The 21,791-nt window shown below is 70.2% G+C and carries 21 protein-coding genes, 1 other RNA gene and 1 pseudogene; 10 read left to right on the forward strand and 13 right to left on the reverse strand.

From position 1 onward, the window contains the following. Positions 1-30 precede the first annotated feature (30 nt). The 3 genes from ABG085_RS11325 (at position 31) to ABG085_RS11335 (ending at position 2,045) form a co-directional block, all read left to right on the forward strand. Positions 31-966 (forward strand): alpha/beta hydrolase, encoded by a 936-nt coding sequence (locus ABG085_RS11325; RefSeq protein ID WP_347975845.1) that lies wholly within the window; start codon positions 31-33, stop codon positions 964-966. A 145-nt stretch (positions 967-1,111) separates the two neighbouring features. Next, on the forward strand, positions 1,112-1,492 hold the full coding sequence (locus ABG085_RS11330) for a hypothetical protein (protein ID WP_347975846.1): 381 nt from the start codon (positions 1,112-1,114) through the stop codon (positions 1,490-1,492). A 31-nt stretch (positions 1,493-1,523) separates the two neighbouring features. After that, positions 1,524-2,045: a DUF1697 domain-containing protein gene (locus ABG085_RS11335; protein WP_347975847.1), complete on the forward strand. Its 522-nt coding sequence runs from the start codon at positions 1,524-1,526 to the stop codon at positions 2,043-2,045. A 3-nt stretch (positions 2,046-2,048) separates the two neighbouring features. Here the strand turns inward: ABG085_RS11335 and ABG085_RS11340 are convergent, their stop codons facing one another. The 3 genes from ABG085_RS11340 to ABG085_RS11350 all read right to left on the reverse strand — a co-directional run bounded on the left by ABG085_RS11340 (position 2,049) and on the right by ABG085_RS11350 (position 5,110). Continuing rightward, positions 2,049-2,567: an SRPBCC family protein gene (locus ABG085_RS11340; protein WP_347979177.1), complete on the reverse strand. Its 519-nt coding sequence runs from the start codon at positions 2,565-2,567 to the stop codon at positions 2,049-2,051. 5 nt (positions 2,568-2,572) lie between these two features. After that, positions 2,573-3,307: a hemerythrin domain-containing protein gene (locus ABG085_RS11345; RefSeq protein WP_347975848.1), complete on the reverse strand. Its 735-nt coding sequence runs from the start codon at positions 3,305-3,307 to the stop codon at positions 2,573-2,575. Positions 3,308-3,442: 135 nt separating this feature from the next. Beyond that, entirely contained in the window at positions 3,443-5,110 is a 1,668-nt protein-coding gene (locus tag ABG085_RS11350) for an ABC-F family ATP-binding cassette domain-containing protein (protein ID WP_347975849.1), read from the reverse strand. Between the two features lie 126 nt (positions 5,111-5,236). Here ABG085_RS11350 and ABG085_RS11355 point away from each other — a divergent pair, with 126 nt between their 5' ends. Together ABG085_RS11355 and ABG085_RS11360 are read left to right on the forward strand one after the other, a co-directional pair. Next, positions 5,237-6,436, forward strand: a complete 1,200-nt coding sequence (locus tag ABG085_RS11355; protein WP_347975850.1) for a saccharopine dehydrogenase NADP-binding domain-containing protein — start codon at positions 5,237-5,239, stop codon at positions 6,434-6,436. A gap of 86 nt (positions 6,437-6,522) precedes the next feature. After that, a complete protein-coding gene (locus tag ABG085_RS11360; RefSeq protein ID WP_347975851.1) occupies positions 6,523-6,744 on the forward strand; it encodes a hypothetical protein in 222 nt (73 codons plus the stop codon). Positions 6,745-6,882: 138 nt separating this feature from the next. Here the strand turns inward: ABG085_RS11360 and ABG085_RS11365 are convergent, their stop codons facing one another. Further along, positions 6,883-7,434, reverse strand: coding sequence for a hypothetical protein (locus ABG085_RS11365; protein WP_347975852.1), 552 nt, complete (start codon positions 7,432-7,434; stop codon positions 6,883-6,885). 493 nt (positions 7,435-7,927) lie between these two features. Between ABG085_RS11365 and ABG085_RS11370 the strand changes: the two genes are divergently transcribed. Beyond that, positions 7,928-8,560, forward strand: coding sequence for an ABATE domain-containing protein (locus ABG085_RS11370; protein ID WP_347975853.1), 633 nt, complete (start codon positions 7,928-7,930; stop codon positions 8,558-8,560). A gap of 143 nt (positions 8,561-8,703) precedes the next feature. On the opposite strand, the gene ssrA is transcribed toward ABG085_RS11370, so the two are convergent. Then, positions 8,704-9,074, reverse strand: a transfer-messenger RNA (tmRNA) gene (ssrA, locus tag ABG085_RS11375). 244 nt (positions 9,075-9,318) lie between these two features. On the opposite strand from ssrA, the gene ABG085_RS11380 reads away from it, so the two are divergent. Then, the gene (locus tag ABG085_RS11380) at positions 9,319-9,828 is read left to right on the forward strand and encodes a DUF2231 domain-containing protein (protein ID WP_347975854.1); all 510 of its coding nucleotides are present in this window, start codon (positions 9,319-9,321) and stop codon (positions 9,826-9,828) included. A 12-nt stretch (positions 9,829-9,840) separates the two neighbouring features. Here the strand turns inward: ABG085_RS11380 and ABG085_RS11385 are convergent, their stop codons facing one another. The 4 genes and pseudogenes from ABG085_RS11385 to ABG085_RS11400 all read right to left on the reverse strand — a co-directional run. After that, a complete protein-coding gene (locus ABG085_RS11385; RefSeq protein WP_347975855.1) occupies positions 9,841-10,815 on the reverse strand; it encodes an SDR family NAD(P)-dependent oxidoreductase in 975 nt (324 codons plus the stop codon). Further along, positions 10,812-11,105 (reverse strand): hypothetical protein, encoded by a 294-nt coding sequence (locus tag ABG085_RS11390; protein WP_347975856.1) that lies wholly within the window; start codon positions 11,103-11,105, stop codon positions 10,812-10,814. Before ABG085_RS11390 ends, ABG085_RS11385 begins: the two co-directional genes overlap by 4 nt. Before the next feature lie 162 nt (positions 11,106-11,267). Then, entirely contained in the window at positions 11,268-12,773 is a 1,506-nt protein-coding gene (locus ABG085_RS11395; RefSeq protein ID WP_347975857.1) for an NAD(P)/FAD-dependent oxidoreductase, read from the reverse strand. A gap of 518 nt (positions 12,774-13,291) precedes the next feature. Next, positions 13,292-13,732 (reverse strand): annotated as a pseudogene (locus ABG085_RS11400) (SRPBCC family protein); the annotation flags it as partial. Positions 13,733-14,046: 314 nt separating this feature from the next. Here ABG085_RS11400 and ABG085_RS11405 point away from each other — a divergent pair. Both ABG085_RS11405 and ABG085_RS11410 read left to right on the forward strand, forming a co-directional pair. Continuing rightward, complete coding sequence (locus ABG085_RS11405; RefSeq protein ID WP_347975858.1) at positions 14,047-15,471, forward strand: hypothetical protein; 1,425 nt, start codon at positions 14,047-14,049, stop codon at positions 15,469-15,471. Continuing rightward, positions 15,468-17,966 carry a hypothetical protein gene (locus tag ABG085_RS11410; RefSeq protein ID WP_347975859.1) on the forward strand — a complete coding sequence of 833 codons (2,499 nt, stop codon included), beginning with the start codon at positions 15,468-15,470 and terminating at the stop codon, positions 17,964-17,966. Before ABG085_RS11405 ends, ABG085_RS11410 begins: the two co-directional genes overlap by 4 nt. 21 nt (positions 17,967-17,987) lie before the next feature. Here ABG085_RS11410 and ABG085_RS11415 read toward each other — a convergent pair whose 3' ends face one another. From ABG085_RS11415 to ABG085_RS11430, 4 genes are read right to left on the reverse strand one after another with little or no spacing between them, the layout of a single operon-like run. Beyond that, positions 17,988-18,791 (reverse strand): anti-sigma factor, encoded by an 804-nt coding sequence (locus ABG085_RS11415; RefSeq protein ID WP_347975860.1) that lies wholly within the window; start codon positions 18,789-18,791, stop codon positions 17,988-17,990. Next, on the reverse strand, positions 18,778-19,329 hold the full coding sequence (locus ABG085_RS11420) for a sigma-70 family RNA polymerase sigma factor (RefSeq protein WP_347975861.1): 552 nt from the start codon (positions 19,327-19,329) through the stop codon (positions 18,778-18,780). Before ABG085_RS11420 ends, ABG085_RS11415 begins: the two co-directional genes overlap by 14 nt. 49 nt (positions 19,330-19,378) lie before the next feature. Then, positions 19,379-20,017: a class F sortase gene (locus ABG085_RS11425; RefSeq protein WP_347975862.1), complete on the reverse strand. Its 639-nt coding sequence runs from the start codon at positions 20,015-20,017 to the stop codon at positions 19,379-19,381. Between the two features lie 11 nt (positions 20,018-20,028). Then, positions 20,029-20,856 carry a DUF4397 domain-containing protein gene (locus tag ABG085_RS11430; RefSeq protein WP_347975863.1) on the reverse strand — a complete coding sequence of 276 codons (828 nt, stop codon included), beginning with the start codon at positions 20,854-20,856 and terminating at the stop codon, positions 20,029-20,031. A 129-nt stretch (positions 20,857-20,985) separates the two neighbouring features. Here ABG085_RS11430 and ABG085_RS11435 point away from each other — a divergent pair, with 129 nt between their 5' ends. Beyond that, positions 20,986-21,663 carry an SIMPL domain-containing protein gene (locus ABG085_RS11435; protein WP_347975864.1) on the forward strand — a complete coding sequence of 226 codons (678 nt, stop codon included), beginning with the start codon at positions 20,986-20,988 and terminating at the stop codon, positions 21,661-21,663. Positions 21,664-21,791 lie beyond the last annotated feature (128 nt).

The following is a 21,791-nucleotide window of genomic DNA, read 5'->3' on the forward strand; positions in this document are numbered from 1 at the left end:
GGTTCACGGTCCGAGTTCCGGGGAGCACACATGTCGAGCACTTCCTTTTCCACCCCGCTGCGCACCGTCGACGCCGGCGAACTGTCCGTCGCGTACATCGACGCGGGCGATCCCGCCGCCGAGCCGGTCGTGCTCCTCCACGGGTTCCCGTACGACATCCACAGCTACGTCGACGTGCTGCCGCTGCTGACGGATGCCGGCTTCCGCGTGCTCGTCCCGTCCCTCCGGGGGCACGGCTCCACGTCGTTCCGCGACACGCGCAGCATCCGCTCCGGTCAGCAGGCCGCGCTCGGTGCCGACCTGCTCGCGTTCATCGACGCCCTGGCCCTCGAGCAGCCGATCCTCGCCGGCTACGACTGGGGCGCGCGCGCCGCCTGCGTCGTCGCCGCACTGTGGCCCGAGCGCGTGGGCGGGCTGGTGTCGGTGAACGGCTACCTGATCCAGGACATCTCGGCAGCCGGCATCCCGCTCACTCCGCCTCTCGAAGCCGGATTCTGGTACTTCTGGTACTTCGCGACCGAGCGCGGGCGCGCCGGCCTCTCCCGCGACGCGCGGGGCATCGCCGACGTGATCTGGCGCCGCAACTCCCCCGCCTGGGCCTACGACGCCGCCACCCTGGACCGAACCGCCGCCGCCTTCGACAACCCCGACTATGTCGACGTGGTCATCCACTCGTATCGCCATCGCCTCGGTCTCGAGCCCGGGGCGCCTGCGTACGTCGACCTCGAACGTCGCCTCGCCGCACTGCCGTCGATCACCGTGCCCACGATCACGCTCGATGGCACGGCCGACGGCAATTTCCCCGCCACGGACGGATCGCAGCACGACCGCTTCTTCACCGGTCCGCGGCGGCACCGACGCGTTCCGGACGCCGGACACCACCTTCCCGCCGAGGCCCCGCATGCGTTCGCCGAAGCGATCCTCGATATCGCCGAGCCGCCGGGCGACGGCGCGGGCACTCCCTGAGGTCCGCGCGCCGCAGTCGGCAGCGAGGGCACGTCGGCGCCGGTGCCGAAGCCCCGAGCCGGCAAGCATCGGCGGCGCGTTGTCAACCCGGGAGCAGGAGCGCGTCCGCTGCGCCAGGCTGATCGTCTACGCAGAGGAGGACGCGATGACCGACCCGAAGCGAGATGCGCACGGACCGATGCAGGTGCCCGATGAGCAGCCGCCGGTGATCCCGACGGATGTGGGCGCTCAGCCGGCTCTGCAGGCCGGCGCGACGTCGCGGTGGACACTCCCGGCGGGTGTGCTGGCCGTCGTGGCCATCGTGCTCTACTGCTTCGCCTTCCAGATCCAGCTCGTGCTGCCTATCGTCGGCATCGTCTTCGTGATCGTGATGTGGCTGGTGATGTTCCTCGTCGCGCGCCGCGGCGGCGCCGACAAACACACGAACCGTCGGCTGGCGTGGCTGATGGGCGGTATGGCGGCCGGCGCGCTGCTGATCGCGATCGGCATCTACATCGTCGAATCGACGCGACTGCCCTGGGCGTGATGCTGTCGGCCGGTCGCCCTACTCTCGGGGTATGCGCTGCGTCGCCTTCATGCGGAATGTCAACCAGGGTCAACGCGGGCACCCCGCGACCGCCGACATCCTGGCCGGCTTCGCGGACGCCGGTTGCTCCGACGCCCAGACCTTCCAGAGCAACGGCACGATCGTGTTCGATTCCGACGCACCGTCGGCCGTCGTCGAGCAGGCGGCTGACGCCATCGCGGTGAGGTCGGGCTACGACCGTGAGATCCTGTGGATCCCGTGGTCAGAGCTTCGTGCGGTGGTCGACGAGCACGGCGCCACGCCGGAGCCGCCCCGCTTCGAGCTCACGCTGCATAGCGACACGATCATCGATCGGGACGATGTCCGGGTGGTGAGCTGCGCCACCGAGCATCGCTGCTCCATCGTCGATGCCGGGCAAGGCTGGGCTCTGGTCCGCAACGACGTCCAGGGTGAAGGCCACGGGACCCCCCTGCTCGAGAGTCTGACGGGAAGGCCGGCGACTTCTCGCGGGCTGCCGACAGTGATCCGGCTGATCGCCCGCTTCGGTCGATGAGGCTCATCGCACCGGGGCTCGCCGGTACATGCTGGACGTACCCCCGATGAGGTGATCTCGGCCTGGCCCGGCCGCCGCCGTTCTCTCTTCCGCGTCGAGGACACGGCTCAGCCCGCGGAAGTCCCGCAGCAGGATGCGCCGGAGGACGAAGGTCGGCAGCAGGGCCACCAGCCGGAGCCAGCCCGCGACATCGCCCTCGTAGTCGGCGAGAACGCGGGTGCCGCCGCCGTCCGCCACGCACACGTACTCCACCCGCGAGTTCCACGGCGACGTGGAGTGCCAGACCACGCGATGGCCGGGCTCGATGAGCTCGAGCACGTCGGCGAACCGCACTTTGAAGGGACCCCAGATGCGGTCGACCGCCCACCAGCGACTCCCGATCTCGGCCAGCCCCCCGTCGATCCGCTGTCGGAACTCGACGGCCGGTGCGAACTCCGGCCAGCGAGCCGGGTCGGCAAGGTACGGAAACACCCGCGCCGGAGGATGAGAGAGCCGAGCGTCCAGACTCACACGCCGCCACATCGTCGTCACACCATCTCGGGCACCGGGCGGTGGGGGTAGAGCTCCTGCATCGCCTGGTCGTACTTGCGCTTCATCAGCAGGAGATACAGAAGCCGGATCGGCGCGGGGATGTTCTCGCGCATCCAATCCTCCCGCTCGTCCTCCGGCACACTCGCGATCAGCAGCCCGACCTGCAGCGCCATGACGTCCTTGCCGAGCTCCTTGCGGTGGGCGGCCAGGGTCTCGCGCGTGTGCTTCTCCATCCAGTCCCACTCCTGCTGCGACATCACGACCCCGGCGACCGGCATGATCTCGTCCTCCTCCTGCCGGAGATGCGCCCCCAGGGTGTCGCGGAGCGTCTCGATGTCACCAGCCAGCGCATCGCGAAGACCGGGATCGGCGGTCGCAACCCAGGGAGCCAGCTGCGGCTCGATGCGGGCGAGCTGTGCGGCTACCTCGGCATGCTGGGCGCGCATCTGATCGACGTGCAGCGTGCAGCCGGGATCCCGCGAAGTGAGCCGGTCCCACAGCGCGATGTCCTCTGTCTCGTGATGCATGTGCAGCGCGTAGAAGTCGAGATGCGCATACCGGCCGACGATCGCCGCACGCGCGACATCTCCGGCATCCACCTCGCGGATCAGCAGCGGCAGCTCCCGGTAGAGCCAGCGCAGGATGCGGTGCACGAGGATCAGCCCCGACGTGTCGCAACCCGCGTGCTGCCCTTCCGGCAGCGCTCCTGACGACGGCAACTTGGCAGCCATGTCGTACCCCCAGTCCCCCGCCCACGCGCGGCTCGTCGACAACGAGGCACGCAGACAGCCGCACGATACACCCGCGGGCGGAGGAGCACACCCTCCTCGCCTGCCGGCGCTCGGCCGACTGGTCCCGAGGTCCGGTCAGTGATTCTCGGTGACGCGACCGGCATCGACCCGCCAATGCCGGTCGAGCTGCACGGCGTCGAGCATGCGGCGGTCGTGTGTCACGAGCAGCAGCGTGCCCCGATACGACTCGAGTGCCTGCTCGAGCTGCTCGATGGCCGCCAGGTCGAGGTGGTTGGTGGGCTCATCGAGCACCAGCACGTTCACGCCCCGCGCCTGCAGGAGCGCGAGCGCCGCCCGCGTGCGCTCGCCCGGAGAGAGTTCGTCGACCGGCCGGCTCACATGATCGGCCTTCAGGCCGAACTTGGCGAGCAGCGTGCGTACCTCACCGGACTCCATCGCCGGCACGAGCTCCTCGAACGCGGCGGCGAGGGGCCGTGATCCCACCAGCAGCGAGCGGGCCTGGTCGATCTCGCCGACCTCCACGTTCGCGCCGAGACTCGCTGTGCCCGCCGTCGGCGCCTGCCTGCCCAGCAGCGCCCGAAGGAGCGTCGACTTGCCCGCGCCGTTGTGCCCGGTGATGCCGATCCGTTCGCCCGCGTTCACCTGCACCGACACCGGCCCGAGCGTGAACGACCCCTGCTCGAAGACCGCGGAGCTCAGCGTCGAGACGACCGTGCTGGAACGCGGTGCGGAGCCGATGGTGAATTCGAGCTGCCACTCCTTGCGCGGCTCCTCCACCTCGTCGAGCCGCGCGATCCGGCTCTCCATCTGACGCACCTTCTGCGCCTGCTTCTCGCTGGACTCGGTCGCCGCTTTGCGCCGGATCTTGTCGTTGTCGGGCGACTTCTTCATGGCGTTGCGCACACCCTGGCTCGACCATTCCCGCTGGGTGCGCGCCCGCGCGACCAGATCCGCCTTCTTCTCGGCGAACTCGTCGTACTTCTCCCTCGCATGGCGGCGAACGGTGGCGCGCTCCTCGAGGTAGGCGTCGTAGCCACCGCCGTAGAGACGGTGGGAGTGCTGCGCCAGATCGAGTTCGAGGACGCGTGTCACGCTGCGCGCGAGAAACTCACGGTCGTGGCTGACCAGCACGACGCCGCCGCGGAGACCCCTCACGAAGGACTCGAGCCGCTCCAGGCCGTCCAGGTCGAGATCGTTGGTCGGCTCGTCCAGCAGCGCGATGTCGAACCGGGACAGCAGCAGCGCGGCGAGACCGACGCGGGCGGCCTGTCCGCCCGACAGCGACGTCATGGCCGCCTCTTCGGCGGGCGCCCCGCCGAGGTCGAGTCCTAGATCGGCGAGGACGACCGGAACGCGTTCGTCCAGGTCGGCGGCGCCGCTCGCCAGCCAGCGGTCCAGCGCCGTCGAGTAGGTGTCGGCGGGATCCACGCCGGTCGCGGACGGCGAAGGGTCGCCCAGCGCGGCGGCCGCGGCATCCATGTCCCTCGTCGCCTGAGCACAGCCGGTGCGACGGGCGATGTACTCGGCGACGGTCTCTCCGACGACGCGCTCGTGCTCCTGCGGCAGCCAGCCGACGAAGGCGTCGGCGGGCGAGAGCGTGATGCTGCCGGCCTGCGGTTCGTCGATCCCGGCGAGCAGCCGCAGCAGCGTGGACTTTCCGGCCCCGTTGGCACCGACCACCCCGATGACATCTCCCGGCGCCACCGTCAGATCGAGCGAATCGAAGAGCGTGCGGTGGCCGTGACCGCCGGCCAGGCCGCGCGTCACGAGTGTTGCCGTCATGCTCCCATCCTCTCAGCGCGCGAGCGCGTGCTCGGCACGCTCCACCCACGCACCGCCGTAGAGGATCCGTCTGCCGGAGGCAAGAGGGATGCCGGTGCTGCGCGCCCGCACCTAGGCTCGCGGGGCATGAGCACGAACACGCGTGACCACGACATCGTCCTCCTCGGCGCATCCGGGTTCGTGGGCGGATTCACCGCACGGCACCTGGCGCGTTCGGCGCCGGACGGCGTGCGGATCGCCGTCGCGGGACGATCCGAGTCGCGTCTGCGCGGCGTGACGGAGCAGCTCGGCGTCGATTGGCCGAGGATCGTGGTCGACACCGGGGATGACGCGGCCGTTGCACGGCTCGCGTCCTCGACGTCCGTCCTCGCGACCACGGTCGGGCCATACCTCCGCTACGGCATGAGCGTTGCCGCGGCCTGCGCACGCGCGGGCACGTCCTACGCCGATCTGTCGGGTGAGAGCATCTTCGTCGCGCGCAGCATCCTGCAGAACCACGAGACGGCCGAAAGGACCGGCGCCAGGATCGTGCACTCCTGCGGCTTCGACTCGATCCCGTCCGACCTCGGTCTAGGGTTCGCGCATGCGGCCGCCGGCGGTATGCCCATCGTCGCGGCGACGCTGCGGGTGCGATCGCTGCGCGGTGGCATCAGCGGCGGAACGATCGACTCGCTGCGGCAGCAGCTGGCAGAGGCGGCGCAGGATGCCTCCGCCCGGCGCCTCCTCGGCGACCCCTACGCGCTCACGCCTGGGCCGTCCGTGCGACTGCCCGGCCACCGTGGCAGCCGATGGGGCAAGGAGCGCGGGGCGTGGCAGGCGCCGTTCATCATGGGCGCGTACAACCAGCAGATCGTGCAGCGGAGCAACTACCTGACGGACTGGAGCTACGGGCAGCTCATGCGGTACCGCGAGGTCGTGGCCACCGGACGCGGGGCCGTCGGCTTCGCGCGTGCCGGCGCCGTCGCGCTCGCGACCGCAGGGTTCGTCGGGGCCCTGTCGTTCCCCCCGACGAGGGCGCTCCTGGATCGAGTGCTGCCTTCACCGGGCTCGGGGCCGAGCAGGGGCGCGATCGAGCACGGCACGTTCGTCCTCGACGTCGATGCCTACCCCGTCGAGGGCTCACCCAGGCGAACGCGGGTGGCTGCCCCGTACGACCCGGGCTACGGCGGGACCGGCGTGATGCTCGCCGAGTCGGCGCTGAGTCTCGCCCTCGATGAGCTGAGCGACCGGGCAGGCGTGCTGACCCCGATGGTGGCGATGGGCGAACGGCTGGCTGCCCGCCTGCGGGCTTACGGGTTCACCTTCGAGGTCGGCGAAGTCGACTGAGGGGTGCTTCGCCGCGAACGACGCACGACACCGGCGGTCACGTCAAGGGGGTGCGCGCGACATGGCCGCCGCACCAAGGTGAGCGCATGGGCATCCACAACGAGAACCTCCACGTCGCGCTCGACGACGACCGCATCGAGACCATCGAGCACGTCGTCGCCGAGGTGGAGGACGACATCCACCACGGCCGGGTGTCGGACGACGTCAGCCACGTGCTCGGGCAACGGCTCGAAGCCGCGGGCGTCTCGCTGGCCCCCGAAGCCGTCGACGATCTGGCCGAAGCCATCGAGAACGACGTCTCGCTCTAGCTCTCGGGAACTGACCGATCACTTCGACATCTCGCATGCGACCTTGTCATCGTCGCTGTGACGGAGACTGTGCTCTCGCCTCGGTCCCGACGCGGATCCCACAGCGGATAAGTCAGCGTCCGGGCATCTCGGTCGGCGTCAGGTGGAGGTCGGCTCGACTGCGAGCCAGGCGTTGATCTTCCGCGACGCGAGCGCCGTCGCCTCCCTCGTTCCCGTCGTCACGCCGAGAGGGAATCTCCGTCGCTCAGGGTTGCTCGGCGACAGCCAGACTGCGAAGGGTGCCGCATCAGTGCCTTGCCCCGAAAAGAACCCGTCGCTCATACGCATCACACCGGGAAGCGCTTCGGCCGCCGAGAGCTCGCCGCGCTCGAACGTCCGCGTGCGCCACCACGACACGACGATGAGCGCATCCCTCGTCAGGGTGAGCCCATACCGCCGGGAGCGGAACACCGCCGACAACACGATCGGCGCCATCAGCACAGCAGCCAGCAAGGCAAGAATCGGCAACCGGACCGGTGTCTCGGCCCCAAAAGTCACCTCGACCCCCTGCGTGAACATCGACACCAGGATCAGCACGATGCACAGCAGCGCCACTGCCGCCAACACGCTCGCGGTTCGTCGTACCCGCCTGCGCTGAAAGGAGCCGAGCTCGGCGATGGGACCGAGCATGTCGAAAGCTGTGGCGGGCACCCGCCCATCATCGCGGACCGAGAGCAACAGCACCCGTCGCCTGTGGACGATCTGTCTCGCGGGCCGGGCGAAGGAATCTTCTCGGGCAGTCGAGCAGCACCGGCGGATCCGCCCGCGCGGGTGCGAATGCCCGCCAGTCCCGCGCGCGCCTAGTGTGCACAGACTTCGAACACCGCTCGCCCATCCACGCAAGGATGCGCAGCTGTCGGCGGCAATGCAGAGGCTGATGTTCGAACCCGGGATCCTCTCGGCAGAAGACGGCGGATGCGGTCGATGAGTCTCGGTCGATCGATGGTCGGTGCGTCTGGAAGCGCACTGAGCATGACGCTTCCGTCATATCGGCGCCCGTCATCGGTCGACATGGCCGCGAGCGCGGCACCCAGACCAGCGAGATTGTCCATGGTAAACCCCTCCTGCTCCCTGTTTCCAGCAAACGTGCTTATAGTGGAAACACTAGAGAGGACCTCCGACATCGGCCCGACGAGAGGTAGGGATGCACGCATCGGATGACGTGACCCGGATGCGTCTGGTCGGCGGCAACCTGGGGCTGGACTTCATCAACACACGCACCGGACCACCGCAGGGCGACCCCGTCGATGACCTGCTCGACGGATATGCCGGCTTGGTGGCGTGGGCGGCTTATGCGGGAGTCGTCTCGAAGAACGCGGCAGCCCGCCTGCGCCGCCTGGCACATGAGGACCCGCCTGCCGCGGACGCCGCGTTCGCCCGATCGCGGGGCATTCGAGACGACCTCGACGAGGTGTTCCGCGCACTCGTTGAAGGCCGCGAGGCTGATGATCTGGTGCTGCGCAGACTTCGCGAAGACGAATCAGAGGCGCTCCGAAGCGCGCGACTGCGGCCCGGGGCTGTCTTCGCCTGGACGTGGGACGAGGACCGATCCCTCGCCGGCCCGCTGTGGCCTGTCGTCCATGAGGCGATCCGCCTTCTGCTCACCGGCCCGCTCGACCGGATCAAGCAGTGTGGCGGATGTCGCTATCTGTTCCTCGACGAGAGCCGCAACCACGCCCGGCGGTGGTGCAGCATGGAGGACTGCGGCACCGACGAGAAGATCCGACGCTACGTCACCACTCGTCGGGCTGCGCGGGAACTGCGCACCCTCGGATAGGGGGAACGCGGTCTCGGGCTCGTCCTTCCGTTGCGAGGCGAGCTGCTCGATGATGACGTCACCCGTCTGTGGACGATTCGAACGAAAAGGGCCCGAGATCCGCGTGGTTACGCGGCTCTCGGACCCTCTTCTGTGACAGCGGTACGTGGAGATGGGGGGAATCGAACCCCCGTCCATCGCTGAGTAACTGCGGTTTCTCCGGGCGCAGTCTGTGAAAGCGTTCTACTCGGCTCCGACCTTTGTCACAGACACCTAAGTCGACGAGCCCATCCTGATAAGAGTCCCGCGTGACGCTCAGGCGACGTCACGCAGCAAGATCCCTAGATGACGCCAATACCCGTGACGGGATCAGTCACGGATTGACGGCGTCGGGCTCGCTGCTCAGGCAGCGAGGGCGAACGCGGACTGCTTCTTTTCGGCAGTTATTGGTTTGCAAGGAGCGTTTACGAGATAACCCTGCATCCTCGGCCCGCTTCACGCAGATTCGCAGGCGATGTCGAAACCGATCATCCCCGTGTCCTCGAATCGAGGTGGTTCCTTCTCGCGAAGGGCCGCTGTCACACTGTGGAGTTGCCAACACCCGGGCGCCGAAGCATCCGAGCACATCAGAATACAACGGATGCCGCTCCCCCGCCATTCCCGGCGGAAACGGATGGTCGGTGAGCGCGTTCCGCGACAGGGGCCGGGTTGTCAAGGCCCGTGCGAGACCGCGCCGGTGATGGTCGGCTGAGGCCACCCACCTAAGGAGTGAGATCGAGATGTCGCAGAACACCCCCCAGCAGCGCGCCAAGCAGCCCCGGTCGGCTCTCGCCGGGCCTTACGGGCACCCCTTCCACCCCATCCTCGTGACCATCCCGATCGGCGCATGGGTGGCGAGCATCGTCTTCGACATCATCGGGCTGGTCTCGGACGACCCCGCGCCGTACGTGCAGGGCGCCTGGATCCTCATCGTCATCGGCCTCGTCGGCGCCGTGCTCGCCGCCGTCTGGGGCTTCCTCGACTACTTGCAGCTCGGCCGCGGCACCGACGCGCGGAGGACCGCGACGATCCACATGGCACTCAACCTCGGCGTCACCGTGCTGTTCCTCATCAACCTTCTCGTGCGGCTGTCGGCCGACGACCAGGACGAAGTCAGCATCGTCGGATTCATCCTCAGCATCGTCGGTCTCGCAGCCCTCGGCGTGTCGGGATGGCTCGGCGGCAAGCTCGCCTACCACTACGGCGTGCGGGTCGCTGACGAGCGCACCCAGATGGACGGCTTCCGCTGAACCCGGCTCGGATCAGGCGCTGAGCGAGGCGCCGGCCCAGCGGCGGCGCTGCGACAACACGATCGCGACGAGGCCGGCGGCGACCGCGCCGATCGCCACGGGACCGCGGCGCGACCGCCAACCTCCCGTCGCTGGGCTTGCCGAAGACGGCGGGTCGAACACCGTGCCCGTCGTCACGTCGGCGCCCTCGCCACGCAGTTCCACGTTGTCCATCAGCCACCCCGCCATCCCGTCGTAGACGGGCGGTGCGAAGCGATGCACCGGAAGCACGACCGTCTGCGACCGGCCGACGAACACGGCGTGACGCCGGCGATGCGGCGCCCTCACGATGGCACGCGCCACCCGCGTGGGCGACGACGCCGGGGGCAACGGGTGGACGTGCCGCGTGGTGACGTTGGCCGCGTGCTGGTAGATCGGGGTGTCGATCGTTCCCGGCAGCACGACGCGCACGCGGATGCCGGTACCGCGAAGTTCTTGCCGCAGCGACTCGGCGAAGCCGAGCAGACCCCATTTGCTCGTGACGTACGGCGAGATGGCCGGCGACCCGACGCGCGAGTAGAGCGAGCCGACCATGACGAGCGCGCCGGAGTCCTGGCGCCGGAAATACGGCAGCACCGCACGTGCCCCGTGCACCTGGCCCATGAGGTTCGTCTCGAGCACCTGCCGGAACATCTTGGACGGCAGATGCTCGAAGGCGCCGTAGGCGAAGACGCCCGCATTGCCGACCCACACATCGATGCGGCCGTACTCGCTGTGGGCGGCCGCGGCGAGCGCGCGCACCTGGCCTTCGTGCGACACGTCGGTCGGCACGACCAGCGCCACCGCACCCAGGGCCCGGCACTCCTCTGCCACGGCCTCGAGTGCGTCCTTGCTGCGCGACGCGAGCACGAGCCGCGCACCCTTCTTGGCGTACATCCGCGCCGTCGCACGGCCGATTCCGCTCGATGCGCCCGTGATGACCACGACGTGCGCGGCTGCCCGGCTCATGGGGCCTCGAGCGACGAGCGACCGGGCAGGTTGAGCTCGCCGGGATCGACATCGACGTCTCCGGTATCGTCCGGGCCGCCCGTGCCGGGGACGGCTCGCACGTCGCCGGGATCGATGTCGGCATCAACCGTGTCGGGCAGGGGATCGGCCTGCTTCTCCTGCGTCTCGCTCTCACTCGCGGGGCTGTAGCTCATGTCCTTGCGCAGCGACTCCTGCTCCGACAGCGGGCTCAGCCGCGACTCGGCGGGTCGTGATGACGCGGCGTCGGGATTCTCGTGTTGCGGGTCCATGCAGCGACGGTAGGCGGCATCCGTTCCTGCGGTCGTCCCCCTTGACATCCCCGCGCAGCGCACGCCGAGCCCATCGCGTCGCGACGAGCGACGCGCGACATCCTCAATCGCCGGGCCTCGGCCTGCGGCGCCTCCGGAGGGTCATCGACGCGGTATCGCACGCTACGGCCGCGCTGCCCCCACGGAGCCTGTCGCCCGCGGCGAAAGGTCCGGAAGCGCCCGGATGCCGAACTGATTGCGCAGCGCACTCAGCGCGGCGAACCAGCCGGGCAGACCCGTGACGCCGGGGCCGGGAGCTGCGGACGCGGAGGCGAGGTAGACGCCGGGAATCGGCGTGCGCCACGGGTCGGGGCTCAGCACCGGGCGACGAACGAGCTGCCAGAGGCTGGGAGCGCCGGCGGCGATGTCACCGCCGGGATAGTTCGGGTTGTGCCGCTCGACCTCGCGCGCCGTGCGTGAGCTCGCCGCGAGGATCGTGTCGCGGAAGCCGGGGGCGAACCGCTCGATCTGCGCGGTGACCGCTTCGCGGCGGTCGACCGCACTCCCGGCGGGCACGTGGGTGTACGTCCACAGGGTGTGCTTGCCCGCCGGGGCCCGGGTCGTGTCGAACAGCGACGGCTGCGACACCAGCACGTAGGGGCGTTCGGGCAGGCGACCGCGGTTCACCTGATTCTCGGCATCCGCCACCTCCGCACGTGTGCCGCCGAGATGCACCGTGCCCGCGCGGCGCAGCTCGGCGTGCGTCCACGGGACGGGGTCGCTGAGCGCGAAGTCGACCTTGGCGACGCCGTCCCCGTACCGGAAGCGCTGCAGCGCCCGCCGGTAGCGGGCGGGCATCGCGTCGCCGGCCAGCCGGATGAGCGCCTTGGGTGTCACATCGAGGAGAGTGGCGGTGGCGTCGGGCAGCGCGTCGAGCGCTGTCACCTCGTGGTCGACGACGAGTTCCCCGCCGTGCGCGCGCAGATCGTCGACCATCGCATCGATGATCGCCTGGCTGCCGCCGATCGGGATGGGCCAGCCGCGCGCGTGCGCATAGGCGGTGAGCGCCAGCCCCGCGCCGGCGGCGGGGACGCTCGGCATCGACAGGATCGTGTGCGCGGCGACACCGGTCAGCATGGCGGGAGCGACGTCTTGCCGGAAGCGCAGATTCCACGCTGGGCTTCCCTGCTCGAGCGCGCGCAGGCCGAACGAGACCGCAGTCGGGATGTCGCTCGGAATGCGCACCAGGGGCGACCCGGTGAATTCCGCGACGCGCGTCGAGTGCTCGACGAGCGGGCGCATCAACTGGGCGTATGCCAGCGCGTCGGGGCCGAGCGCCTCGGCGGTGCGCCCCAGATCGTGGTAGGCGACACCCGCATGGCGTTCGTCGAGCGGGTGCGCGAACGAGACGTCGGGCGTCACGAACTCCACGCGCTCACGCAGACCGAACTCGCGGAAGAACCGCGACTCGAAGGCCATCGGGTGCACCGCAGAGCACACATCGTGGTGGAACCCCGGCAGCGTCAGCTCCCGTGTGGCCGCCCCGCCGCCGGGCCGGTCGGCGCGTTCGTACACCCGCACGCGCAATCCCGCGCGGGCAAGGGTGACGGCGGCGGCGAGACCGTTGGGGCCGGCCCCCACCACGACGGCGTCGAGATCGCCGCCGCCGCGCCTGGGGCGGGTGTTCACGGTGACGGCGCCTCGGTCCCGGCGGATTCGCTCGCCACGGGCGGGTCTCCGGTGGGCGTGCCCGCGGTGGGCTTGGCTCCGGCCGGCTTGGCCCCGGCGGTCTTGGCTCCTGTGGGCTTGGCGCCGCTGCGTGACGGCTTGGGCGCGGGGTCGGATGCCGCGTCCGCCGCCGACTCACCGGGCTTCGGGGTGTCGGGAGCGAGGGGCTCCGACTCCCCCGCGCCGGCCAGGGGGTTCCATGAGTCCTCGAGGTCGAGCGGCTGTCCTGTCGCGTCAGCCTGCTCCACGCCGTCGGTGCTCGTGACCGGAGCAGGCTCGGGCTCCGTGGCGTTCGTCGACATCGCACCCTCCGTTCCACCGGTGCCGGACACGGCGTCGGCGAGCTCATCTCCCTGCAGTTTGGCAGCATCCGCGGGGTCGGCACTCGCCGATGCGGCCGTGGCGGCGCGAGCCCCGGCATCCGTGTGGTGCTCCTCGCCGGTGTCGGCCATCTCCTTCTCGGCCGTCGTCGCCTCGAGGCGGCCGGCGGCCCTCCCTTCGGCGAGGTACGCGAGCCGGTGCAGGGTCTCGTCGTTGCGCCAGTGCAGGGGGATGTCGAGCAGCTGCTGCGGGATGAACCGGCCCGGTCCCGCGATCGCCTCCTCCTGGATGCGCACGACGCAGCCGTCTCCGCGCGTCTTGACGTCGATGGTCACGCGCGCCTCGCCGATCGGCCAGCCGCGCGCCCGCATCACCATCATCCGCGACGGGATGAACTCCTCCACCACCGTCTTGTCGTCGATGAGCGCCGGCCAGACTCCGAACGAGTGATGCAGCTCTGCGCCCGCCATCGGCCACGTCTCGTCGACCTCTCGCATACGGGACGCCCCGACGACCCACGACGGATACAGCCAACCGTCGCTCAGCACCTCGAACACGTCCTCGGGTGTGCAGTGCAGCACCCTCACATTGCGGGACATCGCGTCGCTCCTCCGCCGTCGTGGGTCCGTGCGGACGACGATAGAACAGGCCGCGTCGGCCATGGAGCGGGTTGCGCCGAGACCGATCGTGTGCCATCCCGCGCCGATGTCATGATCACGGACGCCTCGTCCCGACCGTCGGCGGTGGCCTCGCCACCGGGGCGCGACAATCACCCCTCCCAGCGTGCACATGGTACGCCCGAGATCCCGATTCGTAAACAGGTCAGTCGGCTTCGAGGTCGGCGGGCTACCCTGTCGCCTCCCAACGACAACGTCGGGCTCCCTCGCCGGCCCGGCGGAGGAGGACACCCATCATGAGCACGAACACCCCGAGGCCGTTGACGGCCGAAGAACTGGCGGGCGAGGGAATCATCGCGCTACCTGCCAAAGAGGTCGTCTCGATCCTCGACCTGGCAGCCGATATCGACCTCGCGATCGACGGCGCGGCGCCCATCGACCTCGCGATCGCACTGAATGCGAACGTGGTCGCACCGATCGACGCGGCCGTGAGCGCGAACCTGCTCGCCGACGGCTCGTCGGCCCAGGCCATGTCCGACCAGGCGGTGCAGGTGACCCAGACCGTCGAGGCCGACGCGATCGCCACCGCGCTGCAAGACAGCACCATCGATCAGTCCGACACGACCGAGAACGAGGATCCCGCAGACGGTTCCCTGCTCATGGCAGGCACGGGTACCGGCGAGTTCATGGCCGACGGCGCCGCGCTGGCGGATGCCGCCCCGATCGACGGCAGCGTCGTCATCGATTCGACGGGCGCGATCATCGGCGTCCTGGATGCCGCCACGGGCAACGTGATCGACGCCGACGGCGCCATCATCGGAACGCTCAACGAGACGTCGGGAATCGTCGTCGACGCGGCCGGCAACCTCATCGGCACGGTCACCGACCTGGTCGACGGTGCAGCCGTCGTGGGTTCGGGTGGTCAGGTGCTCGGCATCCTGGATGCCCTCACCGGGCAGGTGCTGGATGCGACCGGCAACGTGGTCGGAGCGCTCGACCCGCTGACAGGCGAGGTGCTGGACACCCTCGGCAACGTGCTCGGCACGGTGACCGACTTCGTGGACGGCACGACGGTGCTGGATGCCGCGGGCAACGTGATCGGCATCCTCGATGCCGCGACCGGCAACGTGGTCAACTCCCTCGGCACCGTCATCGGTGCGCTGAACCCGCTCACGGGGCAGGTGCTCGATGCCGCCGGCAACCTGCTCGGCACCGTCGGCGAGATCATCGACGACGTGACCGACGCGCTCGGCCGGCTCAACACCGGCGACCTGCTGAAGGGCGATCTGCTGAACGTCGACGTCAACGTTGACCTCGATGCGGATCTCGCGGCACCGATCAACGGCGCCGTGGCCGCCAACGCCAACGTGGCGGCGCCGATCGATGCCTCGGTGGCGGCGAACATCCTCGCCGACAACTCCGAGGCCACCGCCATCGCCCAGCAGGAGGCGGTGATCACGCAGGTGATCAGCGGCAGCGCGATCAGCACGTCCGACCAGTTGTCCAACATCGACCAGGGCGACCCGGTCGACGACGACGACACGGCGTCGACCGACGATGTCGTCGTGCCTGCGGTCGAGATGCCCGCCGTCGACACCGTGGACGACACCGCGTCGACCGACGACGCTGCCGTGCCTGCGGTCGAAATGCCTGCCGTCGAAACCGTGGACGCCCCGGCGTCCGACCCGAGCGTCGACTCGGCTGACACCACCACACCGTGACAACGCTCGTCGACGCACCCACCCGCGTCGACGGTGTCGAACTCATCGGAGCGATGGTGGGGTCCGGCTACCGGACCTCACCCTCGCTGGTGAGGCGCGCGGACGGACAGGTGCTCCAGCTGACCCCGCTGCTCTACCACGTGCTCGACGCCGTCGACGGCCGGCGCGGAGTCACAGAGATCGCCGAGACCGTGGGGCGGGCCACCGGCCGCGCCGTCACGGCCGCCGACGTCCAGGCGCTGGTCGACCGGCACCTGCGGCCCCTCGGGCTGCTGCGCAAGGCCGACGGGTCCGAGCCCGAACTGCGGCGGTCCGACCCGCTCCTGGCACTCAAGCCGCGGCTCGCGGTGACCAAGCCGAGTACGACGCGACGACTGACCGACCCGTTCCGGTTCCTGTTCCGTCCCGTGCTCGTCGTGCCCCTCGTCTTCGCGTTCGTCGCGATCGTGGGGTGGGTGTTCTTCGAGCGAGGGCTCGCGGCATCCGCCTACGACGCGTTCCAACGGCCCCACCTCCTGCTGCTCGTGTTCGTGGTGTCGGTGATCTCCGCCGGCTTCCACGAGTTCGGGCATGCGGCCGCACACCGCTACAGCGGCGGGGTGCCCGGCTCGATGGGCGCGGGCCTGTACGTGGTCTGGCCGGCGTTCTACACCGACGTCACCGACAGCTACCGGCTCGGGCGACCGGGCCGCATCCGCACCGACCTCGGCGGGCTGTACTTCAACGCCATCGTGGTGGTGCTCACCTACTTCTGGTGGCTCACGACCGGCTGGGAGGCGCTGCTGCTGCTGGTCGCGACGCAGATCCTGCAGATGGTGACGCAGCTGCTCCCGTTGCTGCGCTTCGACGGCTACCACGTGCTGGCCGACCTCGCCGGCGTCCCCGATCTGTACCACCGCATCAAGCCCACACTGCTCGGGCTGCTGCCGCATCGCTGGAACTCGCCCGACCAGCGTGTCCTGACCGTCCGCGCGCGCGTGCTCATCACCGCGTGGGTGCTGGTGACGGTTCCTCTGATGGGATTCATGCTCTATGCGATGGTGCGGGCGGTGCCACGGTTGCTCGGCAGCGCGGGATCGGCGATGGGGACGGATGTCGCGGCCGTGGTCGACGCCGGGCTGAACGGTCGCCTGCTCGATGTCGCCGCGTACAGTCTCCAGGTGCTGACGGTGGCGCTGCCGGTTCTCGCCTGCGCGCTCGTGCTCGGACGCGTGGGCTTCCGGTTCTTCCGCGGGCTGCTGCGGTGGAGCCGCGGGTCGACCCCGAAGCGCGGCGTGGCCGTGATCGTCGGTCTTGCCGTCGCAGGTGGGCTGGCGTGGGCGTGGTGGCCGGGTGAGGACAACTACCGTCCGATCCAGCCCGACGAGCGCGGCACCATCACCGCGATTCTGCCCGACCGCGCGAGCGCGCCGGCTTCCGGCCCGCGCACCGTGCTGCCCGTGAGGGAGGCGTCGCCGATCGCGTCGCCGATCGGCGCGGCGGCGGAGCGGCGGCTCACGAGCGGGGAGCCCCTGGTGACCACGTTCGATCGGGGCACCACGCTGCCGACGAAGGCCGACCCCATGCTGGCCATGGTCCTCGTTCCCGCGACTCCCCAGCCGTCGGGGCCGACGCTGACCGCCTGGGACGGCACCTGGGTGTTCCCCTTCGACAAGCCGCTGCCTCCCGAAGAGGGCGACAACCAGGCGCTCGCGGTGGTGACGGAGGACGGCGGCGTGGCGTACGACGTGGCCTTCGCGATGGTCTGGGTCGACGACGTCGAGATCACGAACGTCAACGAGGCGCACGCCTACGCCTCGTGCACCGACTGCGTCGCCGTCGCCGTCGCGTTCCAGGTGGTGCTGATCATCGACGATGCGCGTGCCGTCGTCCCGCAGAACCTCGCCGTCGCCGCGAACTACGATTGCCGCTCCTGCGTCACCGCGGCGCTGGCCAGCCAGCTCGTGCTGTCGCTCGAGCAGGAGCCGGGTGAGCAGGAGCTGCGAGCGCTCGGCGAGGTCTGGCAGGCGCTGCTGGATTTCGGTACCCGGATCACCGCGTACTCGCTCGCCCAGATCAGTGCGGTTCTCGACGTCGTCAAGGAAGAGATCAAGGAGATCGTCGGTGCTGCGCCGCCGCTGGAGCCGGATGCGGCTGCCCCCGCGACGTCGCCCACACCTGAGCCGACACCCCTCTCGGACGTCGAGGCCGCCGTGCCCGGCGTGGTGGAGCCCCCGCCACCCGATGGCGTGAGCGAACCGTCGCCGGCGGACGAACCGGCGCCGGCGACCGAAACGACGCCGGCGACGGAGCCCGCCCCCGCGACGGAACCGGCGCCGCCGACCGATCCCGCGCCGGCGATCGATCCCGCGCCCGAGCCGGCGCCCGCGCCGGAGCCGGCGCCCGCACCTGCGCCCGAGCCGACGCCGGAGCCCGCACCTGCGCCCGAGCCGACACCGGAGCCCGCACCTGCGCCTGCGCCGGAGCCGACCCCGGAGCCGACACCGACGCCGTGAGGTGCCGGCCCGCGGCTCGGGTCAGGCGAACCCGAGTTCGCCGCGGACGATCGAGTCGCCCGAGTGCGTGGGATCGCCGTCGGCCGGTTCCTGCGAGACGTCGACGAGCACGTACTCGCGCAGATCGATGTCGTCGGGCACGGGAAAGACCCCGGTGCTGCCTTCGAGCGTGCCCAGGCTCACAAGAGCCGACGCATCCTCGGTGATCAGCCAGACCTCGCGGAATCCGTCGCTCGGCTCTGCGGCCTCGAGATCGACCTGGACCTGCCGCGCGCCGTCCGGCTTCTCCACGATCACCGCCGTGCCCGACGCATCGGGGTGGGCGGGGAACGCGTCCAGGGTCGCCACTGCGATCTCGACCGGCTGCGTCTCGCGCACCAGCGTCCACGTCCCCACAGCGGCGACGATCAGCGCGATGCTCGCCGCAAGAGCGAACACGATCCTGGTCCTCCGCTTCCGCCGCGCGGGCGCCGGAGCCCCGGGAGATTCCTCGTCGTCGGAGACGGATGCCGCAGCCGAAGCGCGCTCAGGCTCGTCAGCGGTCGCCGCCCGCTCCCGCTCGTCCGCGGCCGGAATCCCGCCGGCGGTCGACATCCGGTCCGCGGCGCCGAGCCCCAGCTCCTCGGCGATGCCCGCCCACACGCGCTCGGGCGGCGCCTCGAGGTCACCCACGCCCACCGTCGAGCGGCCGACGATCACGGTGTACTCCAGTTCGGCGAGCTCCAGCGCGCACTCGTCGCACGTGTCGAGGTGCGCACGCTCCTCGTCGGTCGCCGGCTCGCCGAGCGCGATCAGCGATAGGCGGTCGGGGTCAAGGTGCGACATGGCCTACCTCCAATCGGCTGCGCAAACGGGTGAGACTTCGCCTGATGTGGCTCTTCACCGTACCGAGCGGCATGCCCAGTCGCTCTGAGATCTGCTCATGAGTCAGATCGTCGTAGAACGCCAGTCGTACCACGCGCCGGGCGTCGGGCTCGAGCCGGTCGATCTCATCGGCGAGCAGCAGCCGGTCGCCCAGGTCGACCTCCCCGCCCACGACATCGTCCGGCGTGGTGAACCGCTGCAGTTCGGCCTGCAGCGCCCGCACCCGGGTCCGTGCCTCCAGGGTGTCCGCGATCCGACGCCGCGTGATGGCGATCAGCCACGTCGAGAGCTTCGCCTTCGTCGGGTCGAATCGCTCCCGCGAGGTCCACGCCGATACGAAGGCCTTCTGCGTGACGTCCTCGGCGTCGCCGCGATCGCCGACGAAGCGCAGCGCCATGGTGAACACGACCGGCGACCACCGGCGGTAGATCTCCTCGAGTGCGCGTTCGTCGCCGCGTCGGAAGCGATCGCTCAGCTCCCGCTCGTGCGCGTCATCCACGCTGTGTCCTCTCGTCCTCGTCCTCGTCAAGAGCGGCATCGTCGCCGGCTCAGGGAAGCGGGGTCGCTATGGCGACCACGTTATCCGCGTATCGGCCCGTCGTGGAGTCGAACTCCCCACCGCAGGTGATGAGCACGAGCGCCTTCGTGCCCGTGCGCGCGAACAGCTCCTCTACCGGGAGCTCGGCCTTGGGGAAGTAGGTGACGGATTCGATGGCATAGCGGTGCGTCGTGCCGGCGGCATCCGCCACTTCCACGACGTCGCCGGCGACCAGCTCGCGGAGCCGGCTGAAGGGGCCGATGGGATACCCCGGGGCGTCGACATGCGCCGAGATCACGACATTGCCGTCGGCGCTCGTCGGATCGGACCCGAACCGGTACCAGCCGGCGACGGCCGGGTCGACGGGCAGCTCCATGAAGCCGCCCTGCTCGACGCCGACGGGCACCACCGGAACCTCCACACCGAGCGAGGCGGCGACCACCCGCACCGGCGGCTGCGGGGTGCGCGCCGGTGTCGGAGTGGCCGCCGCGACCGGCACCTCGACCACCGCAGTGGGGGTCGGCGTGGGGAGCGCCGTCGTGGTCGGTGCCGTCATCGGCGGACTGCTCTCGGGTTGCTCCGAGCCGCACCCCGCCAGCACGAGCACGACCGCAAGGGCGGCCAGCGCCCCTGCGGTCGTCCTCGCCATGTCGCAGATCCTCAGCGGTTCGCCCGTGTCCGGACGACGACGACAGCGGATGCCGCGACCGCCGCCGCGAGCGCCAGCCCGGCGACCAGGAACATGGACTGCATCATCGCGTCGCGTTCGGCGAGCTGACCGCCGGTGCCAGAGTTGACACCGTCCGGGGCCGAGTGCAGGCCCGACACCGTCTGGACGGCGACCGCCAGGTTCTCGTCTTCGAGGCTGCCCCACGCGTAGACGACGGTGAGGACACCCTCCTGGACGGTGACATCGGTCGGCCCGAGGACGGGGTCGGTCGTCCCCGCCGCCGCGACGGAGGCCGAGATCGTCCCCGCGGCGAGGTCGAGGCTCGCCTCGTTGGGGTTGGTGAGGTCTTCGATGACCGGGGTGCCGCCCGCGAGGACGTCGACGGCGGGGGCCGCCGCGACGTGGCGAACGGTCAGGCGTCCTTCGCCTGCGGCGGTGCTCGACGTGTCGTTGACGAACGGTGTGAGCGTCGGCTGTCCAGCCTCGTTCAGGTGCGCGACGGCGGTGTAGTTGGTGCCGGCGGCGAGCGTCAGGGTCGCCGGTCCGAGCACCGGGGCGCTGGCATCCGCGGCATCCGGAGCCGTGATCGCGACCTCGTAGTCGCCGGCCGGGAGGTCGAGCGGTCCGGCAAGATCGCCGGGCTGGAAGTTGTCCAGAGTCAGCTCGCCGTTGACGTACACGTCGACCGGGGTCTCGGGGATGCCGTGAAGCACCGAGAGCACGGCACCGTCGGCAGTGCTGGCACTGGCGGGTGCGACCATCAGACCGAGGCCTGCGATGGCCCCGGCGGCGATGCCCGCGAGAATCTTGTTTCGCACGGTGGTCCTCCTTCGTCGGGGCGGTCGGTCGCCGCCCATCGGAAAGTGATTCCCTCCGAAGGGTGGATATGGATGCACCTGAATGAAGATGTCTCGGATCTTGTGCGCGCGGTGCGTAGAGTCGGCTTCATGAGCGACGTCGTCATCACGGTCCGCGGGGAGCACGAGACCCGCATCGCCCCCGAGCGTGCGATCGCGCACCTCACCATCCGCTCCGAGGGCACCGAGCGCGGCGCGGTGGTGGAGCGCATGGCCGCGTTCACCGAGCCGGTGCGCGATGACCTCGCCGCTCGCAAGTCGGCGGGCACGATCATCGAGTGGACGAGCCAGCGCGTGTCGGTGTGGTCGGAGCGACCCTGGAATCCCGAGGGCAGGCGTCTGGCCCCCGTGCACCACGCCAGCGTCGACTTCTCGGTCACCTTCGCCGACTTCGCCGTGCTGTCGTGGTGGGCCGGTGAGGTCGCCGAGCGCGAGGGCGTCCAACTCGGCTGGATCGAATGGAAGCTGACGCCTGAGACACGGGCGCGAGTCGAAAGGGATGTCGCCACCCAGGCCGTGAGCGTGGCCGTCGCTCGCGCGACGGCCTACGCCGGTGCCCTCGGGCTCGCCGACGTCACCGCCCTCGAACTCGCCGACCTCGGACTGCTCGCTCGGCAGGACCGGCCCGAGATGGCCCCGCCGGGGCGCATGCTGATGGCGAAGGCCTCCTTCGCGGGCGACGCCGCCGGCGGGGGGCCGGCGGTGCAGCTGCAGCCCGAAGACATCGTGATCTCCGCCGCCGTCGAGGCGCGCTTCGCCGCCCGATGACCGCTGCCGACGGCGCGCACCCGACGTCGGACACGTCCAGTGGGCCACACGCCGACCCTTCGCGGTCGTTGAGCGAGGGAGGCACGACCGAGACGAAACGCCACGAACACGGCGGAGACGCTTCGTCG

The sequence above is a fragment of the Microbacterium sp. ProA8 genome (assembly GCF_039905635.1).
Taxonomy (GTDB): Bacteria; Actinomycetota; Actinomycetes; order Actinomycetales; family Microbacteriaceae; genus Microbacterium; species Microbacterium chionoecetis.

Coding starts and splice junctions, on each gene's coding strand:
- ABG085_RS11325 (WP_347975845.1), top strand. CDS start 31: ATGTCGAGCACTTCCTTTTCCACCCCGCTGCGCACCGTCGACGCCGGC.
- ABG085_RS11330 (WP_347975846.1), top strand. CDS start 1,112: ATGACCGACCCGAAGCGAGATGCGCACGGACCGATGCAGGTGCCCGAT.
- ABG085_RS11335 (WP_347975847.1), top strand. CDS start 1,524: ATGCGCTGCGTCGCCTTCATGCGGAATGTCAACCAGGGTCAACGCGGG.
- ABG085_RS11340 (WP_347979177.1), bottom strand. CDS start 2,567: ATGTGGCGGCGTGTGAGTCTGGACGCTCGGCTCTCTCATCCTCCGGCG.
- ABG085_RS11345 (WP_347975848.1), bottom strand. CDS start 3,307: ATGGCTGCCAAGTTGCCGTCGTCAGGAGCGCTGCCGGAAGGGCAGCAC.
- ABG085_RS11350 (WP_347975849.1), bottom strand. CDS start 5,110: ATGACGGCAACACTCGTGACGCGCGGCCTGGCCGGCGGTCACGGCCAC.
- ABG085_RS11355 (WP_347975850.1), top strand. CDS start 5,237: ATGAGCACGAACACGCGTGACCACGACATCGTCCTCCTCGGCGCATCC.
- ABG085_RS11360 (WP_347975851.1), top strand. CDS start 6,523: ATGGGCATCCACAACGAGAACCTCCACGTCGCGCTCGACGACGACCGC.
- ABG085_RS11370 (WP_347975853.1), top strand. CDS start 7,928: ATGCACGCATCGGATGACGTGACCCGGATGCGTCTGGTCGGCGGCAAC.
- ABG085_RS11380 (WP_347975854.1), top strand. CDS start 9,319: ATGTCGCAGAACACCCCCCAGCAGCGCGCCAAGCAGCCCCGGTCGGCT.
- ABG085_RS11385 (WP_347975855.1), bottom strand. CDS start 10,815: ATGAGCCGGGCAGCCGCGCACGTCGTGGTCATCACGGGCGCATCGAGC.
- ABG085_RS11390 (WP_347975856.1), bottom strand. CDS start 11,105: ATGGACCCGCAACACGAGAATCCCGACGCCGCGTCATCACGACCCGCC.
- ABG085_RS11405 (WP_347975858.1), top strand. CDS start 14,047: ATGAGCACGAACACCCCGAGGCCGTTGACGGCCGAAGAACTGGCGGGC.
- ABG085_RS11415 (WP_347975860.1), bottom strand. CDS start 18,791: ATGTCGCACCTTGACCCCGACCGCCTATCGCTGATCGCGCTCGGCGAG.
- ABG085_RS11425 (WP_347975862.1), bottom strand. CDS start 20,017: ATGGCGAGGACGACCGCAGGGGCGCTGGCCGCCCTTGCGGTCGTGCTC.
- ABG085_RS11435 (WP_347975864.1), top strand. CDS start 20,986: ATGAGCGACGTCGTCATCACGGTCCGCGGGGAGCACGAGACCCGCATC.